At 68.3% G+C, this 16,574-nt stretch carries 19 protein-coding genes; 13 read left to right on the forward strand and 6 right to left on the reverse strand.

Going from position 1 to position 16,574, the window contains the following annotated elements:
• Positions 1 to 23: 23 nt before the first annotated feature.
• From AC3A84_RS10875 to AC3A84_RS10890, 4 genes are all read right to left on the reverse strand, one after another.
• Entirely contained in the window at positions 24 to 1,271 is a 1,248-nt protein-coding gene (locus AC3A84_RS10875) for a M20 aminoacylase family protein (protein ID WP_487969631.1), read from the reverse strand.
• A gap of 1 nt (position 1,272) precedes the next feature.
• Positions 1,273 to 2,253, reverse strand: a complete 981-nt coding sequence (locus AC3A84_RS10880; protein ID WP_487969632.1) for an ABC transporter permease — start codon at positions 2,251 to 2,253, stop codon at positions 1,273 to 1,275.
• Positions 2,254 to 2,691: 438 nt separating this feature from the next.
• On the reverse strand, positions 2,692 to 3,891 hold the full coding sequence (locus AC3A84_RS10885) for a porin (RefSeq protein ID WP_487969633.1): 1,200 nt from the start codon (positions 3,889 to 3,891) through the stop codon (positions 2,692 to 2,694).
• Between the two features lie 193 nt (positions 3,892 to 4,084).
• Positions 4,085 to 5,155, reverse strand: a complete 1,071-nt coding sequence (locus tag AC3A84_RS10890) for a porin (protein ID WP_487969634.1) — start codon at positions 5,153 to 5,155, stop codon at positions 4,085 to 4,087.
• A gap of 56 nt (positions 5,156 to 5,211) precedes the next feature.
• Here AC3A84_RS10890 and AC3A84_RS10895 point away from each other — a divergent pair, with 56 nt between their 5' ends.
• Together AC3A84_RS10895 and coq7 are read left to right on the forward strand one after the other, a co-directional pair.
• Positions 5,212 to 5,406, forward strand: coding sequence for a hypothetical protein (locus tag AC3A84_RS10895; RefSeq protein WP_487969635.1), 195 nt, complete (start codon positions 5,212 to 5,214; stop codon positions 5,404 to 5,406).
• A gap of 49 nt (positions 5,407 to 5,455) precedes the next feature.
• Positions 5,456 to 6,073: a 2-polyprenyl-3-methyl-6-methoxy-1,4-benzoquinone monooxygenase gene (coq7, locus tag AC3A84_RS10900; protein WP_487969636.1), complete on the forward strand. Its 618-nt coding sequence runs from the start codon at positions 5,456 to 5,458 to the stop codon at positions 6,071 to 6,073.
• Positions 6,074 to 6,099: 26 nt separating this feature from the next.
• On the opposite strand, the gene AC3A84_RS10905 is transcribed toward coq7, so the two are convergent.
• The gene (locus tag AC3A84_RS10905; protein ID WP_092940454.1) at positions 6,100 to 6,549 is read right to left on the reverse strand and encodes an OsmC family protein; all 450 of its coding nucleotides are present in this window, start codon (positions 6,547 to 6,549) and stop codon (positions 6,100 to 6,102) included.
• 294 nt (positions 6,550 to 6,843) lie between these two features.
• Here AC3A84_RS10905 and ilvA point away from each other — a divergent pair, with 294 nt between their 5' ends.
• From ilvA to AC3A84_RS10920, 3 genes are all read left to right on the forward strand, one after another.
• Entirely contained in the window at positions 6,844 to 8,403 is a 1,560-nt protein-coding gene (gene ilvA, locus AC3A84_RS10910) for a threonine ammonia-lyase, biosynthetic (protein WP_487969637.1), read from the forward strand.
• Positions 8,404 to 8,471: 68 nt separating this feature from the next.
• Positions 8,472 to 9,296 (forward strand): adenosylcobinamide-GDP ribazoletransferase, encoded by an 825-nt coding sequence (locus tag AC3A84_RS10915; RefSeq protein WP_487969638.1) that lies wholly within the window; start codon positions 8,472 to 8,474, stop codon positions 9,294 to 9,296.
• The gene (locus AC3A84_RS10920) at positions 9,296 to 9,907 is read left to right on the forward strand and encodes a histidine phosphatase family protein (RefSeq protein WP_487969639.1); all 612 of its coding nucleotides are present in this window, start codon (positions 9,296 to 9,298) and stop codon (positions 9,905 to 9,907) included. Before AC3A84_RS10915 ends, AC3A84_RS10920 begins: the two co-directional genes overlap by 1 nt.
• Here AC3A84_RS10920 and AC3A84_RS10925 read toward each other — a convergent pair.
• Entirely contained in the window at positions 9,897 to 10,337 is a 441-nt protein-coding gene (locus AC3A84_RS10925; protein WP_487969640.1) for a type II secretion system protein N, read from the reverse strand. The two genes, AC3A84_RS10920 and AC3A84_RS10925, sit on opposite strands and share 11 nt — an antisense overlap.
• Before the next feature lie 62 nt (positions 10,338 to 10,399).
• Here AC3A84_RS10925 and gspG point away from each other — a divergent pair, with 62 nt between their 5' ends.
• From gspG to AC3A84_RS10965, 8 genes are all read left to right on the forward strand, one after another.
• Positions 10,400 to 10,888 (forward strand): type II secretion system major pseudopilin GspG, encoded by a 489-nt coding sequence (gene gspG / locus AC3A84_RS10930; protein WP_487969641.1) that lies wholly within the window; start codon positions 10,400 to 10,402, stop codon positions 10,886 to 10,888.
• Positions 10,889 to 11,037: 149 nt separating this feature from the next.
• A complete protein-coding gene (locus tag AC3A84_RS10935; RefSeq protein ID WP_487969642.1) occupies positions 11,038 to 11,472 on the forward strand; it encodes a pilus assembly FimT family protein in 435 nt (144 codons plus the stop codon).
• A 2-nt stretch (positions 11,473 to 11,474) separates the two neighbouring features.
• A complete protein-coding gene (gspI, locus tag AC3A84_RS10940) occupies positions 11,475 to 11,861 on the forward strand; it encodes a type II secretion system minor pseudopilin GspI (RefSeq protein WP_487969643.1) in 387 nt (128 codons plus the stop codon).
• Entirely contained in the window at positions 11,861 to 12,568 is a 708-nt protein-coding gene (locus AC3A84_RS10945) for a PulJ/GspJ family protein (protein WP_487969644.1), read from the forward strand. Before gspI ends, AC3A84_RS10945 begins: the two co-directional genes overlap by 1 nt.
• 44 nt (positions 12,569 to 12,612) lie before the next feature.
• On the forward strand, positions 12,613 to 13,695 hold the full coding sequence (gene gspK / locus AC3A84_RS10950) for a type II secretion system minor pseudopilin GspK (protein ID WP_487969707.1): 1,083 nt from the start codon (positions 12,613 to 12,615) through the stop codon (positions 13,693 to 13,695).
• A 66-nt stretch (positions 13,696 to 13,761) separates the two neighbouring features.
• The gene (gene gspL / locus AC3A84_RS10955; RefSeq protein WP_487969645.1) at positions 13,762 to 15,027 is read left to right on the forward strand and encodes a type II secretion system protein GspL; all 1,266 of its coding nucleotides are present in this window, start codon (positions 13,762 to 13,764) and stop codon (positions 15,025 to 15,027) included.
• The gene (locus AC3A84_RS10960) at positions 15,024 to 15,680 is read left to right on the forward strand and encodes a type II secretion system protein M (RefSeq protein WP_487969646.1); all 657 of its coding nucleotides are present in this window, start codon (positions 15,024 to 15,026) and stop codon (positions 15,678 to 15,680) included. Before gspL ends, AC3A84_RS10960 begins: the two co-directional genes overlap by 4 nt.
• 116 nt (positions 15,681 to 15,796) lie before the next feature.
• Positions 15,797 to 16,573, forward strand: coding sequence for a type II secretion system protein N (locus tag AC3A84_RS10965; RefSeq protein WP_487969708.1), 777 nt, complete (start codon positions 15,797 to 15,799; stop codon positions 16,571 to 16,573).
• Position 16,574 lies beyond the last annotated feature (1 nt).

Consider the following 16,574-nt stretch of genomic DNA (forward strand, 5'->3'; position numbering starts at 1 on the left):
ACCGGATGCGGAGGAGCGTTTCGTCATAGCGTGGCCAGCGGCATCGCCTGCTCCACCAGGCTGGCATGCAGCGCTGCCCCCAGCGGCAGGATATCGTCGTTGAAGTCGTAACGGCTGTTGTGCAACGCGCTGTTGCCGGGGCCCATACCCTGGCCGATGCGCAGATAGGCACCCGGGCGGCTCTGCAGCATGAAGGAGAAATCCTCGGCGCCCATGCTGGGCTCCAGATCGCGCACGACGTTGTCCGCCCCCACCAGCCGCTCAGCCACATCGCCTGCGAAGATTGCGTGCTCTTCGGTGTTGATGGTGGCCGGGTAGATGCGCTCATAGCGCACGCTGGCCGTGGCGCCGAAGCCCAGCGCGATCGCTCCGCACACTTCCTGGATGCGCCTTTGCACCATCTCCTGCACGGCTGGATCGAAGCTACGCACCGTGCCCACCAGCGTGGCCGTGCCCGGAATCACGCTGAACGCGCCCAGGTCGCCCGCGTGCACCGCGCACAGGCTGATGACGGCGCTGTCGAGCGGCCGCACGTTGCGCGAGACGATGGACTGCACGGCCGTGATGATGTGCGCAGCCACCAGCACCACATCCACCGCCTGATAAGCATGAGCGCCATGGCCGCCGCGGCCATTGATCTCGATGGTGACGCGGTCAGCCGCAGCCATCATGGCGCCGGCATTGAGCCCCACCGTGCCCGGCTTCATCGCCGGCCAGTTGTGCATGGCATAGACCGACTGGACCGGAAAGCGCTCGAAAAGGCCGTCCTCGATCATGACGCGCGCCCCACCGAAGCCCTCTTCACCCGGCTGGAAGATCAGTACCGCCGTGCCGTCGAAGTTGCGTGTGGCGGCCAGATAGCGCGCAGCCCCCACCAGCATGGCGGTGTGGCCGTCATGGCCGCAGCCGTGCATGAGACCGGACTTGCACGACTTCCAGGGCGCATCGCTCTGTTCGGTGATGGGCAGCGCGTCCATGTCGGCGCGCAGGCCCACCATGCTGCCGCTGCCACGCCCCTGCCCACGGATCACGGCGACGATGCCGGTGCGGCCGATGCCGTCGTGGACCTCGTCCACGCCACATACCCTCAGCGCCTCCTTCACCCGCGCGCCGGTGTAGACCTCTTCAAAGCCCAGTTCGGGATGGGCGTGCAGGTCGCGCCGGAAGGCCGTGAGTTCGGGGTGGAACTGCGCGATCTGCGCGAAGGCCCGGCCACCGGCCTTGAGACGGGGGGTAGGAGGCACCGCGTTGCCTCCGACTGCGCTCGCCATGTCAATGTCCTCCGGCCTTGCCCACCCGCAGGCGTGGATCGACCACGAAATAGAGCAGGTCCACCACCAGGTTGATGACCACGAATATCAGCGCGATCAGGCACAGGTAGGCGGCCATCACGGGAATGTCTGCGAAGGTGACCGCCTGGATGAACAGCAGGCCCATGCCCGGCCACTGGAAAACTGTCTCGGTGATGATGGCGAAGGCGATCAGCCCGCCCAATTGAAGGCCGGTGATCGTCATCACCGGCACCAGCGTGTTCTTGAGCGCATGGCCGAAGTGGATGGCCCGGTCGGACAGGCCCCGCGCCCGGGCGAACTTGATGTAGTCGGTGCGCAGCACTTCCAGCATCTCGGCACGCACGAGCCGCATGATGAGCGTGAGTTGGTAGATGGCCAGCGTGACGGCCGGCAGCACGATGTGGTGCCAGCCCTTGGCCGTGAGCAGCCCCGTACTCCACCAGCCGATCTGGGTGACCTCGCCCCGGCCGAAGCTGGGGAACCAGCCCAGATGCACGGCGAACACCAGGATCAGCAGGATGCCGATCAGGAAGGTGGGCAGCGAAACACCCAGCAGCGAGATCGTCATGAACATCTGGCTCATGAACGTGCCCCGCCGCAGCGCCGCATAGACGCCCATCGGCAGGCCGATCAGCAGCGCCATCACGGCAGCCACCAGGGCCAGTTCCAGCGTGGCCGGAAAGCGCTCGGCGATCAGCCGTGAAACCTTCGCGCCCTGGCGCAGGCTGATACCGAACTCCCCCTGCGCGGCGTTCATCAGGAAATGCCAGAACTGCACGACGAAGGGCTGGTCCAGACCGAGCGCAGCGCGCATGTCGCGGATCTGATCGGGCGTCGCGTCCTGCCCCAACAGGGACACCACAGGATCGCCCACGTACTGGAACAGCATGAACGAGATGAAAGCCACGGTGACCATCACGATCACGGCCTGGATGAGACGGCGCAGGATAAAGGCGAGCATTCAGTGAACCGGAGTTGGGAGGGGCATGCTAGCAGGAGATATTTCGCACAAAGGAGTCGGGGCATGCGCCAACAGAGGGAAAGCTTGCAATGCAAACCGCTGGCTACGCGCCATGCAGGCCGGCACCGGCCCATCGAGCAGCAACAGACCGGTCACGGGGCAGCAGACTTCAACGTCGCTGCTTGCAACATGGCACCGCTGCAATCGGGGGGAAAGACTGCCGCACGGCACACCGCCACAGTTCCGTTCACCGCGATGGAACGCAAGCCCACTCACATGCAAGTGCAATGCCAGCTTGGCAGAAACTACTGACTCCCTGCCTTGCATCCACAAAAAAGCCGACGGTCCCAAACGGGAATCCGTCGGCCTGGGCAGGCAGTTGGCACCCCGGAGCGTGCCACCCTGCTGTCAGCGCATGTCAACGCAATAGCGCAGCGGTCAGAACCGGTGACGCATACCCACGGTGATGCCGGTGCGGTTGCGCGCACCATTGCTGTCCAGCGCCATGCCGGCGCCACCGCTCACCCGCGTGTGATCCACCGCGAAATACGCATCGGTGCGCTTGGAGAGCGCGTAGTCCAGCACAGACACGAGGAAGTCGGCCTTGCCGCTATAGGCACCAGATGCCGAGCCCGACTGGCGGGCATGGAAGTAATGCACGCCGATGTTGATCTGCGACGTGGCCTGGTAGCCCACGCCCACCTTGTACATCTGCCGCTTGTCGGCGTGGTTGCGCAGGTTCAGCAGGCTCGCGGGATTGGCCGGGTTGGCAGCAGCGCCCGGCAGGAAACCGCCATTGGAAGAACCGGACCAGTAAGCACCCATGAGGGAGCTGTCCACGACGCCAGCGGTGTTGAAACCATAGGCGTCCTGCCGCTTGTTCATCCCATAGCCCAAAGCCAGATACCAGGGGCCCGTGCGGTAGGAGCCGCCCAGCGTCCACGCGTCCACGTCCGTGCCGCCCGGCAGTCGCGTGTTCAGGTAGCCCACGCCTGCAGCCACGCCGCCCGAGGCGTAGCGCAGGTAGCCGCCTGCCGTGCGGATGGCGCCGGCCGGATTCACATTGGCGCCCAGCTTGCTCACCGTATTGCCCTCGTCGAAGGAATACTGCAGCGCGCCGCGGAAGTCGCCCACCTCGGCCAGATATTTGATCGAGTTGCTGGCACGCGCACCCATCGCCATTCCGAGCTCGGGCTTGTAGGCTTCCATGTAGGGCGAGTACGGGAACGATGCATAGGTGGACGTCACCAGATCGAACAGCATGTTGTACTGCCGCCCCATGGTGATGCGGCCGAAACCGCCCTGCAGCCCTACCCAGGACTGCTGGAAGTAAGGAGTGGTCGGGGTCCCGTTGTCGGCGGTGAAACGGTTCTCCACGTTGGCAATCGCCTTCAGGCCGCCCCCAAGGTCCTCGTTGATGTTGAGGCCCCAGCGGCTTTGCGACATCCCGCCACCGATCATCTGGCTCAGCGAGCCGTCGGCGTTGGCACCTTCATTGTTGGTGTGGCGATACGCCACATCCACGATCCCATACAGCTGCACGCTGCTGGTGGCAGGGGCTTGCTGTGCCAAGGCCAAAGGCGCCACTGCGGCCAGAGCCGTCATCGCCAGCGTTTTTTTCACAAACGGAATGCGCATGGTTTGTCTCTTTCTGTAAGGGAAGGAATCTCATTCTAGAAAGCAAGGGCGATTGCCAACATAGGGCTAGCACCTCAAAACCACAGTCGTTTTCCCTTAAATCCTGTTACCTGCGCGACAAAAAAAAACCGCTGCCCGAGGGCAGCGGTTTCTTGTCTTCTTGCTAATTCAAGCTGGCTAGGCCAGCCGGAAATTAGAAGGAGTGACGCACACCGACTTGCACGCCGGTTTGGCTGTTGCCAGCGCCCGGGCCGGCGTTGTTCAGGCTCTTGGCGTTCAGGCCCAGGTTGGACTGGTCCTTGTTCTTCAGGTAAGCAACGGTGCCGTACACAGCGGTGCGCTTGGACAGGTTGTGCACGTAGCCCAGGGACAGCTGTTGAGCCTTGGAGTTGATAGCCTTCTGGTCGTACAGAGCGTATTGCAGCTTGAACTCGCCAGCGCCGACGGGCATGGAAGCGCCGACAGCGTAAGAGTTGAACTTTTGGTCTGCAAGGCCAGAAGCTTCATACTTCGACTGCTGCAGAACCGTGCTCAGCTTTGCAACATTCAGGTCGTAAGAAGCACCGAGCGTCAGGATGTTGTGCTTGCCAGTGCGAGCAGCACCCCGGAAGGTGGCTGCAATGTCGCGCTGGTCATAAGACAACGTGGCGCTCAGAGGACCGTTGTCATAAGCAACGAAGCCGCCGGCGTAACGACCGTTGCGACCAGTGGTTTGCTCATCAAAGCCGTAGCCGACGCCACCAGTAAAGCCGCTCAGGTTAGGCGTGTAGTAGCTAACCATGTTGCTGGAACGGATGTTGTTCGAGTCAGCGGTCAGATTGGTTGCGCCGTTGAGGGTAGCCCAATCGTTCCAACCGTAGAATTGGCCGATGCCGGCTTGACCGAACACGTCGTAGCCGCTGACCTTGGCATAGCTGGGGGTCAGATCACGGCCCAGACGCACTTCACCGAAGTTGCCCATCAGGCTGATGGTGGAACGACGTTGGAAGTTGAAGCCACCGGTGTTGCCGTTGTCACCAAAGATTTCGCCTTCGAGCCAGAAGCCAGCCTTCAGGCCGCCACCCAGGTCTTCCGTGCCACGGAAGCCCAGACGGCTCGTAGCGTTGCCGCTGGTGCTCAGGCCGTACAGGCTGTCACCGGCTGCGTTGGCCTTGTTGATGTAGCCAACAGAGGTGTCAACGATACCGAACAGGGTCACGGACGATTGAGCCATTGCAGCGCCGGAAGCAGCCAGCACAGCCAGGGCAATCAGAGATTTTTTCATTGCGAGTTACTCCAAGGTTAAACAGAGGGCGCCGGTTCGGAGGGCTGAGCTGCGTCATGCAAAGCGCGCAACCCTCGCCGGTTCCCCGGGCCAACCTCCTGGTGAGGAAGTTACTGATATTGCAACAGACGCCAGCGGGTTTCGCAAAGGAATTCCCGCACAATCCTTTAGCCGAGCCGGTTTTCGTTGCGATGCAGCAACAGTGGCCGGAGGCAGGAAAATTCCTGACAACGACAGGCGGCGAAGGCTGACAACTCAAGCACTTAGCGCAATGTATTGAACCTCTTTGGAAAACTCACCATGGACAAACTCCTGAACGCGGCGGACGCGGCATTGAGGACCCTGTTCGCCAAACCCGTGGCAGCCGAAGCCTCTCCGGCGCGCGCTGTGGCACAGCAAGCACTTTCCGTACCAGACCGAGCCCTGTCCGGTGCATTGATGCGGGTCAACCATGTGGGCGAGGTCTGCGCTCAGGCGCTCTATACCGCCCAGGCCAGCGTGACGACCGATCCTGTACTGCGGCGCGAGTTGCTCGAAGCAGCGCGAGAAGAGACAGACCACCTCGCATGGACCCAGGAACGCCTGGACGCCCTGGGCGCCCGCCCCAGCCTGCTGAATCCTCTCTGGTATGCCGGCGCCTTCGCCATCGGCTTCATGGCGGCCAAGGTGAGCGACCGTGTGAGCCTGGGCTTCGTGGTGGAAACGGAACGCCAGGTGGCATCCCATCTGCAAGGGCATCTGGGCCGGCTGCCGGTGGACGACCATGCTTCGCGCGCCGTGGTGTCGCGCATGCAGGCCGACGAGGAGCGGCACGCCAACCATGCGCTGGCAGCGGGCGCCGTGCCCCTGCCGGCCCCGGCCCGCCTGGCGATGCGTGCCGCAGCCAAGGTCATGACGACCACTGCGCACTATCTATAAGAACACCCCAGCGCCTCCCTCCAACCTCAGGCCTCGACGATGTCGTAGCCCGTCGTGATCTCGGCGGTCTTGCCCAGCATGATGCTGGCCGAGCAGTACTTGTCGTGGCTCATGGCGATGGCGCGCTCCACGGCGGCCGGCGGAATGCCGCGGCCGGTGACGGTGAACTGCATGTGGATCTTGGTGAACACCTTCGGATCGGTGTCGGCCCGCTCGGAGGTGAGCTTGACGCTGCAGCCCCGCACATCGTGCCGGCCACGCTTGAGGATGAGCACCACGTCATAGGCCGTGCAACCCCCTGTGCCGGCGAGCACGGTTTCCATCGGGCGCGGGGCCAGGTTCTGGCCGCCGTTGGCCGGGTTGGCGGCGTCGGGCGCGCCGTCCATGGCCAAAACGTGGCCGCTACCGGTTTCCGCGATGAAGCCCATGCCCGAGCGCGTTCCGCTCGCTCCGGTCCAGCTGACAGTGCATTCCATGTTGTTTTTTTCCAAAAATTAGACTGATTGGCAGCCAATCTGCCACACACCCACGCAATTTTGCTGCATCGCAGCATCTGTTGGGCTACACTTTCCCCATGCGCCGCTTTTCATGAGTGGCGCGCCTATTGTCTCCTCCATCTCCTCAAAGGATGGATTCGGCCCTGAACCTCACGGTTCGGGGCCGTTTTTTTTGCCCGTCCGCAATCCACGGGGTGCGCCGGGGCCACGGCCTATGATGTCGGCCCCTGCCCTTCGGCGGGGCTTTCGTTCGATGCAGACTGCCGCCCGCCCATGACCACCCCGCCTCTTTCCCCGTTCGACTATCTCAAGAAGATCCTGACGGCACGCGTCTACGACGTGGCCGTCGAGTCCGATCTGCAGCCCGCCCGCGCGCTCAGCCAGCGGCTGGGTAACCAGGTACTGCTGAAGCGCGAAGACCAGCAGCCCGTCTTCAGCTTCAAGCTGCGCGGCGCCTACAACAAGATGGCGCACCTGACCGCCGAGCAACTGGCCCGCGGCGTGATCTGCGCCTCCGCCGGCAACCATGCCCAGGGCGTGGCGATGAGCGCCCGCAAGCTGGGCACGCGCGCCGTGGTGGTGATGCCCACCACGACGCCACAGCTTAAGGTGGATGCGGTCAAGACCCTGGGCGGCGACGTGGTGCTGCATGGCGACAGCTATTCCGACGCCTACGGCCATGCCGTGCAGCTGCAGCGGGAGCAGGGCCTGACCTTCGTCCACCCGTTCGACGACCCCGACGTGATCGCCGGCCAGGGCACGATCGCCATGGAGATCCTGCGCCAGCTGCAGAGCCTGGGCAGCAGCCGGCTCGACGCGGTCTTCGTCGCCATCGGCGGCGGCGGGCTGGTGAGCGGCGTGGCCAACTACATCAAGGCCGTGCGTCCGGACATCAAGGTGATCGGCGTGCAGATGAACGATTCCGACGCCATGGCACAGTCGGTGCGCGCACACGAACGCGTGGCGCTGGCGGACGTGGGCCTCTTTTCCGACGGCACGGCCGTCAAGCTGGTGGGCGAGGAGACCTTCCGCGTCGCGCAAGGCCTGGTGGATGAATTCATCACCGTCGATACCGATGCCGTCTGCGCCGCCATCAAGGACATCTTCGTGGACACGCGCAGCATCGTGGAGCCGGCCGGCGCGCTGGCCGTGGCCGCCATCAAGCAGTACGTGGCCGATCGCAAGACCACGGGCGAGACCTATGCCGCCATCCTCTGCGGCGCCAACATGAACTTCGACCGCCTGCGCTTCGTGGCCGAGCGCGCCGAGGTGGGCGAGGAACGCGAGGCCCTCTTCGCCATCACCATCCCCGAAGAGCGCGGCAGTTTCCGGCGCTTCTGCGAGGCGGTGGGGTCGCTGCCCGGCGGCCCGCGCAACGTGACCGAATTCATCTACCGCATCAGCGATGCCGCGCGCGCCCACGTCTTCGTCGGCCTGAACACGCGGGGCCGTGGCGAATCCACGCAGATCGCCAATACCTTCCGGCAGCAGGGCTTCGAGGCCCTGGACCTGACCCACGACGAACTGGCCAAGGAGCACCTGCGCCACCTGGTCGGCGGCCACTCGGCTCTGGCGCAGGACGAACGGCTGATGCGCTTTACCTTCCCCGAGCGGCCCGGCGCGCTGCTGAAGTTCCTGAGCCTGATGCAGCCAAGCTGGAACATCAGCCTGTTCCACTACCGCAACCAGGGTGCGGACTATGGCCGCATCCTCGTGGGCATGCAGGTCCCGGCGGACGACAAGGCCGCGTTCGACGCCTTCCTCCAGGCGCTGGACTATCCCTGGGTGGAAGAGACCGCCAACCCGGCGTACCGGCTGTTCCTCAAGGCCTGATGCAAGTCTTTCAGGCCTCCAGCGCTTGATTTACCTGCACATACAGCTACCGAAACCATAGCATCAGCATGCGCCAAGCCCTGCGCCACTACCTGCTGGCCGTGCAGTTCTTCACGCGGCTGCCCGTCACCGGGCGGCTGGCGGACTGGGTGGGCTTCAGCCCGGCCATGCTGCGGGCCAGCGCGGCGCACTTTCCGGGCGTGGGCTGGCTGGTGGGCGCCATCGCCGCCGCGGCCTATGCCGGGCTGCACGCGGCGCTTGGCGGGCAGCCACCGCTCGTGCCGCTCATCGCCGCCGTGGGCTGCACCATCGCCACCGTGATCGCCACCGGCGGCTTCCATGAAGACGGCCTCGCCGACGTGGCCGACGGCCTGGGCGGCAGCGCACAGCGCGAGCGCGCCCTGGAGATCATGAAGGATTCGCGCATCGGCGCCTTCGGAGCCATGGCGCTGGTGCTCGCCCTGCTGGCCAAGGTGATGCTGCTGGCGCTCATCGGCACGCACGGGTGGGTGGCGGCCCTGGTCGCACTCTGGGCCGGGCATGCGCTCTCGCGCGGCTGGCCCCTGCTGCTGATCTGGTGGCTGCCGCATGTGGGCGACACCGCCACCTCCAAGAGCAAGCCGCTGGCCGACCGCATCGCCACGCCGGCGCTCTTGGCCGCTGCAGCCTGGTGCGTGCCGCCGCTGGCGCTGGCAGGGTGGGTGCTGGGCGCCCCGTTGCTCGTCGCCGTGCTGACCGCCAGCGCCCTCGCCGCCGCGTGGATGGGCCGATGGTTCCAGCGCCGGCTGCAGGGCTTCACCGGCGACTGCCTGGGCGCGACGCAGCAAGTGTGCGAAATCGCCTGCTACCTGGGCGCCGCCATCGCGCTGGCGCAGCGCGGCGGCCTGGGCTGATGGAGGCCGCACGGCATCACCTCTGGCTGGTGCGCCATGCACCGCCGCTGATCGACGCCGGCATCTGCTATGGCCGCCACGACGTGCCCGCCGATGCGGCCACCACCCACGCCTGCGCCGCCCGGCTGCGTGCCGCCCTGCCCGGACGGCTGGCTGCCGCCACCACCTCACCGCTACAAAGATGCGAGCAGCTAGCGCAGGCGCTGCAAGGGCTGCGGCGTGATTTGACCTTTGAAAGCGACCACCGACTGGTCGAACTGGATTTCGGCAGCTGGGAGAACCAGGCCTGGGCCCACATCCCCCGCGCCGATATCGACGCCTGGACCGCCGACTTCGCCTGCTACCCACCGGGCGGGGGCGAAGCGCTGACGGCCATGCTGACCCGCGTGCAGGCCGCGCTGACCGAGGCCACGCACCAGGCGCTGGAGCATGGCGGCGACGTGTTGTGGATCACCCATGCGGGCGTGGCGCGCTGCGTGCAATGGCTGCAGCAGCATGGCGCAGTCGCGCCCCTGTCGCACGAATGGACAGCGCCCGCGCCGCGCTACGGCGAATGGCTGCGGGTGGTGCTGGCGCCGGCGGGCATCGGCGCCATCCACGTCACTTCTTGAGCGGGATTTCCAGCGTCATGCTGGTGGCACCGCCGCTCGACGGTCCCAGCCGCGCCTGGCTGCGCGCGAGCGACTGCAGCACCAGGCCGGGCTCGATCTCGCTGCCCACCCGGTAGGGCTTGGGCGGCTTGCCGTCCACAGCGATCAGCGCGGCGCCATGGCCGCTGGTCGTGCCGGCCAGCACACCCACCAGCGCGAAGCGGCTGGCTACGGCAGGCGCTTCGGCCGGGGCCACCGCGCCAGCGCCCAGCAGGCGGGCCAGGGCCTGCGCATCAGGCACCACGGGTTCGGGCGCCGGGGCGGCCACCGGCCAGGCGGGCGCCTGGGCCGAGAGCCGCAGCCCCCAATACACCACGCTGGCACCGGCCAGAACCCAGAGCGCCATCGTGCCCAGCCGCACGCCCCAGGGGCTGAATGTGTTTGTCACCATTGCAGGATTATGATTGACCGGATATGTCAGAACTGCGCACCTCCCCGAGTCTCCTGCCCCCAATGCAACACTCTTTCGCCGCCCCTTCGCCCACCCTGTCCGCTTCCGAGCGGCCTCGCCTGGCCCAGCGGCTACGCCGCCGCGTGTCGGCCGGCTTCACGCTGATCGAGCTGATGGTGGTGCTGGTCATCATCGGTGTGCTGGCCGCGCTGATCGTGCCCAACGTGCTGGACCGCGCCGACGATGCCCGCAGCACCGCAGCGCGCACCGACATCACCAACATCATGCAGGCGCTCAAGCTCTACCGTCTGGACAACCAGCGCTACCCCACGGCCGAGCAGGGCCTGCAGGCCTTGATCGCCAAGCCCACCACCGGCCCGGTGCCGAACAACTGGCGTCCCTATCTGGAAAAGCTGCCCAACGACCCCTGGGGCCGCCCCTATCAGTACCTGAACCCCGGCATCAAGGGCGAGGTGGACGTGATGTCCCTCGGCGCCGACGGCCAGTCCGGCGGTGAAGGCAAGAACGCGGATATCGGCAGCTGGCAATAAGGATGCCCCCCACGGTCGCGCACTGCGCGTCGCTCCCTGCTTCCCGAGGGGGCCGCGTTTCGCCTTGGGGCCGCCCGGCGGCGCAAGCTTTCCGCGGCTGACACCGGCATTTGCGTGCGTCTTCCGTGCAGCCTGCTCGTCTTTTTCTTTTGAATCGCCCGGGGCGTGCGCGCGGCTTCACCCTGCTGGAGCTGCTGGTGGTCATCTCCATCATCGCCCTGGCCACCACCGGCGTGGGCTTCGCCCTGCGCGACAGCGGCGACACGCAGCTGCAGCGCGAAGGCGAGCGACTGGCGGCGCTGCTCGAGTCCGCCCGGGCGCAGTCGCGCACTTCGGGCGTAGCGGTGCGCTGGCGCGGGGGGGCGCAGGGCTTTCGCTTCGACGGGCTGCCGGCCGGCACCAAGATGCCCACGCAATGGCTGGAGCCCACCACCGGCGTCAGCGGCCCGGCCGAGCTGTGGCTGGGGCCGGAGCCGCTCATCGGCGCACAACAAGTCGTCATCGTGAGCAGCGCCCACCCGCAGCGGGCCGTTCGCGTGGCCACCGACGGGCTGCGGCCCTTCGCCGCACAGGGCGTGCAGTGATGATGCGGCGGCTTCCATCCCCCACCGCCCCGCGCGGTGCACGCAACGGCTTCACGCTCATCGAGGTGATGGTGGCGCTGGCCATCGTCGCCATCGCACTGCTGGCCGGCATGCAGGCCACCTCGGCCCTGACACGCAACGCCGCACGCGAGACCGACGTGCTGCTGGCCCATATCTGCGCCGAGAACGAACTGGTGAAAGTGCGCCTGTCCGCACAGATGCCGTCCATCGGCGACGGTCGCACCACCTGCGAGCAGGCGGGCCGCAGCTACGGCGTGCTGGTGATGGTGCTGCCGCTGCCCAACCCGCAATTCCGGCGCGTGGACGCCCAGGTGTTCGATGGCGACAACTCGGTGCTGCGCGTGTCCACCATCGTCGGAAGGTATTGATGCACACCGCCCTGCGGCGCGCGGCGCCGGCCAGCGCTGCACGCGGCTTCACGCTGATCGAGCTGATGGTCGCCATCGCGGTGATGGCGCTGATCGCCATCATGAGCTGGCGCGGGCTCGACGGCATGGTGCGGTCGCAGGAGCTGACCCGCCAGCGCACCGACGGCCTGCTGGTGATGCAGACGGCGCTGGCGCAGTGGAAGACCGATCTGGACGCGCTGCAGGCCATCGAAGGCACCCAGCCCATCGCCTGGGACGGCCAGGTGCTGCGCCTCACCCGCCACGGCACGCGCCAGCCCGACGACGGCGCGCTGGTGGTGGCCTGGACGCTGCGCGCCGTGGGCAACACCACGCAATGGCTGCGCTGGCAGTCAGGCCCGCTGCGCACGCGCGGCGAGTGGAACGATGCCTGGCAGCATGCCGCGCAATGGGCGCGCACGCCCAGCGAGGCCGACCGCCGCGCCGAAACTGCGCTGATGCCGCTCACGCAGTGGCAGCTCTTCTACTTCCGCGGCGGCGCCTGGTCGAACGCGCAGTCGAGCGCGGGCACGCCCGTGGGGCCGCAGGTGCCGGGCGGGCTCTCGCCCGAAGCCGCCAGCGTGCCTGACGGCATCAGCCTGCATCTGACGCTGCCCCCGGGCGGGGCCCTGGCCGGCGGCATGACGATCGACTGGGTGAACCCGCTGCAGGGCGGCAACAAGTCATGAGCGTGACGTACCGCCACTCGTGCTACCGCGCCGCAAGGCCGCCGATGTGGCGATGCGCCGCCGCGCGCGGCTCGCAGGCCGGCGCCGCCTTGCTGGCCGCCATGCTCACCGTGACCCTGGTAGCCAGCTTCGCCGCCGCCGCCATGTGGCAGCAGTGGCGCGCGGTGGAGGTCGAAACCGCCGAGCGCGCCCGCATCCAGGCGGCCTGGATCCTGATCGGCGCGCTGGACTGGTCGCGGCTGATCCTGCGCGAAGACTCCCTCGCGCGCGGCGGCGACGGCACCGACAACCTGACCGAGCCCTGGGCCGTGCCGCTCGAAGAAGCACGGCTTTCCACCTTCCTCGCAGCCCAGCGCGGCGTGAGCCAGGCGGAAGACGCCAGCACCGACACGGCCAACGCCTTCCTCTCGGGCCAGATCACCGACATGCAGTCGCGCCTGAACCTGCGCAACCTGGCCGCCAACGGGCAGGTGAACCCGGTGGCGCTGCGGCAGTTCACCCGGCTTTTCGAATATCTGGGCCTGCCGGTGCAGGAGCTGAACCTGGTCGCACGCGGCATGGTGCAGGCCCAGGTGCTGCACGGCCCGCCCAGCGCATCGGGTGCGGGCACCGCGTCAGGCACGGGCACCGGCGCTCCGGCCAGCAACGCGGCTAACGCTGGCGCGACGGGCGGCAGCAACAACAACCCCAGCGCGCCGCTGATGCCGCAGACCGTATCGCAGCTCACCTGGTGGGGCCTGGCGCCGGCCAGCGTGGCGGCGCTCGCGCCCTACGCCACGATCCTGCCGGTGCCCACCCAGGTCAACCTCAACACCGCCAGCGCCGTGGTGCTGTGGGCCAGCATAGACAAGATCGACATGTCCGACGCCCAGCGCCTGGTGCAGGCGCGTGAGGGCCAGCATTTCCGCAGCGAGAGCGACGCCGCCCGGCTGATCGGCGGCCAGGTCGAGCTCACCGCTGCCACGCACAGCGTGTCGTCCAGCTACTTCGAGGTGCGTGGCCGACTCCGGCTGGGCACGGCGGTGGTGGAGGAACGATCCCTCGTGCTCAAGCAGCGCGGCGTGGTGCGCACCCTCTGGCGCGAGCGCGGCAGCTTCGTGCGCGACAGCGCCGACGCGCTGCGCTGACCGGTGTTCCACCGCCCCCCGCGGCCTGTCATGGCAGGCCCCTAAAATGGCCCGCGAAACCGATCCATGAGCACCCTCATCCTTACCCTGACCCCGGAGATACCGGGGCCGTCCACCGAGTACGGCTACACGCTGACCGCCGACGGACACACCGCCCAGCGGAACGCCAGCGCATCGGCCGCCCTGCTGCCCGACCCGGGCCGTGCCGGCGAGACCGTGGCCGTGGTGCCATCGCGCCTGCTGTCGTGGCACCGCGTGACGCTGCCGCAAGGCACCGGCACCCAGGCGCCGCGCCTGCGCGCCGTGCTCGAAGGCCTGCTGGAAGAGCGCGTGCTCGACGACACCGTGCTGCTGCACTTCGCGCTGGAGCCGGGCGCACGCGCCGGCGAGCCGGCCTGGGTGGCAGCGTGCGACCGTGCCTGGCTGCGCGCCACGCTGCAGACGCTGGAAGCGGCCGGCCGCCCGGTGTCGCGTGTGGTGCCGGAATTCGCGCCCGGACCCACCGGCAGCGGCGCGCCCGAGTACTTCGCCACTGGCACGCCGGAAGACCCGCAGCTGGTCGTCACCGGCCACGGCGCCGACCAGGCCGTGGTCGTTCTGCCGCTCACCCCCGCCTCGCTGGATTGGGCCGGCGCCACCGCCCCGCAGGGCGCAGGCGACCCCGACGCCGCCCCGCCCGCCCCGCCCGCGCCGCTGCGCGCCGAGCCCGCCGTGGCCACCCTGGCCGAACGGCTGCTGGGCCGCCCGGCCGAGATCCACACCGCCAGCCAGCGCGCCCTGGCCGCCGCCCGCGGCAGCTGGGACCTGGCCCAGTTCGACTTGGCCAGCAGCGGCCGCACCCGCGCGCTGCGCAAGGCCGGCAGCGCGGCCGGCCTGCTGGCGCGTGCGCCGCAATGGCGGGCCGCGCGCTGGGCGCTGGGCGCCATCGTGGTCACGCAGGTGGTGGGGCTCAACGTCTGGGCCTGGCAGGAAAAGCAGGCCCTGGCGGCCAAGGAAGCCGGCGTGCGCAACACGCTCACCCAGACCTTCCCGCAGGTCCGGGCCGTCGTCGATGCGCCGGTGCAGATGGAACGCGAACTGGCCCAGCTGCGGCAGGCCGCCGGCAGCATGTCGCCGTCGGACATGGAGCCGCTCATGGCCGCCGCTGGCGCCACCCTGCCCGAAGGGCAGCTGCCCGCCACGCTGGAATATTCCACGGGCGAGCTGCGGCTGCGCGGGCTGGATCTGCCGCCCGAACAGATCGATGCGCTGAACCAGCGCCTGCTGGCGCGCGGCTACGTCGCTAACGACACCAACAACCAGCTGCAGATACGCATGGAGGCCCCGCGATGACCGGCAGGACGACCCCGACCGGCAGCGGCGGCAAGAGCGGTGCCCAGAACGAGAGCAACGGCGCACAGGCCTTCGCCGCGTCGCTGCAGGCCCACTGGAGGGCCCTGGCCCGGCGCGAACAAACCCTGGTGATCGCCGCCGGCTCCGTGGTGGCGCTGGCCTTGCTCTGGTGGGTGGCCCTCGCGCCCGCGCTGCAGGTACTGCGCACCGCCCCCGCCCGCCACGCCGCGCTGGATGCACAACTGCAGCACATGCAGTCGCTGCAAGCCGAAGCCCAGCAGCTGCAGAGCGTGCCCCGCGCGCGCAGCGGCGATGCGCTGCGCGCGCTGCAGACCTCGCTCACCCAGCAGCTGGGCACCAGCGCGCAGCTGTCGTCGGCGGGCGACCGCGCCACCGTCACCCTCAAGGGCGTGCCGGCCGATGCGCTGGCGCGCTGGCTGACGCAGGCCCGAGGCACGACCCGGGCCGTGCCGCTGGAAGCGCGGCTGACGCGCAGCACGTCCGCAGAACCCACGCTCCAGGCCGGCGCCAACGGCCTGCGCCCCGCCACAGCCATGCCCGGTGCCGCACCGTCAGCCCCGCAGCCCAGCCTCGCAGCGACCGGCATGGCGCGCTGGGACGGCACGGTGGTGCTATCGCTGCCTGCGACCTGAGGCCCGCCGCTCCCAGCCCAGCCTCTCGCCCGCCGCTGATCCGCTCTATCGCTGCCCTCATCCCTCGTCGCTCCGTGGCCCGCAACTTCTCATCCCGCAATTCGTCTTCCGCCGGCATGCCGCGCTCGCCCTGGGGCTGGGCGCTGCTGGGCCTGCTGCTGGGCGCCCTGCCGGCGCTGGCCGTGTTCGCGCCCGCGCGCTGGCTGGCCGCCGGCGTGGCCAGCGCCAGCGGCGGGCAGGTGCAGCTGGCAGAGCCGCGCGGCACCGTGTGGGACGGCTCCGCCCAGCTGCTGCTGACCGGCGGCAGCGGCAGCCAGGACCACGCCACCCTGCCCAGCCGCGTGCAGTGGCGCCTCTGGCCCGCCTGGGCTGGCGTGCGTGCCGAGCTGCGCGCCGACTGCTGCACCACGGCAGGCCCGATCGGCATCGCCGCGCAGGCCGGCTGGAACACCGTCCGTGTGCAGATCGCGGATGGCCGCAGCCAGTGGCCCGCTGCGGTGTTGGCCGGGCTGGGCACGCCCTGGAACACCGTGCAGCCGCAAGGCCGGCTGGCGCTGTCCACCCAGGCGCTGGCACTGAACTGGACGAACGGCCGCATGCAGCTGGCCGGCTCCGCGCAGCTGGATGCGCTGGACATGTCGTCGCGCCTGTCCACGCTGCGCCCCATGGGCAGCTACCGGCTGGTGCTCGACGGCAGGGGCCCCGCGCCTGCGCTCACGCTCTCCACCCTGGGCGGCGCCCTGCTGCTCAACGGCAGCGGGGAGTGGGTGGGCGACCGGCTCCGCTTTACCGGCGAGGCCACGGCCGCGCCCGACCGCGAGTCCGCGCTGGCGAACCTCCTCAACATCATCGGGCGGCGCACCGGCGCGCGCTCCATCATCACCGTGGGTTGAC

The organism is Paracidovorax sp., assembly GCF_057642795.1.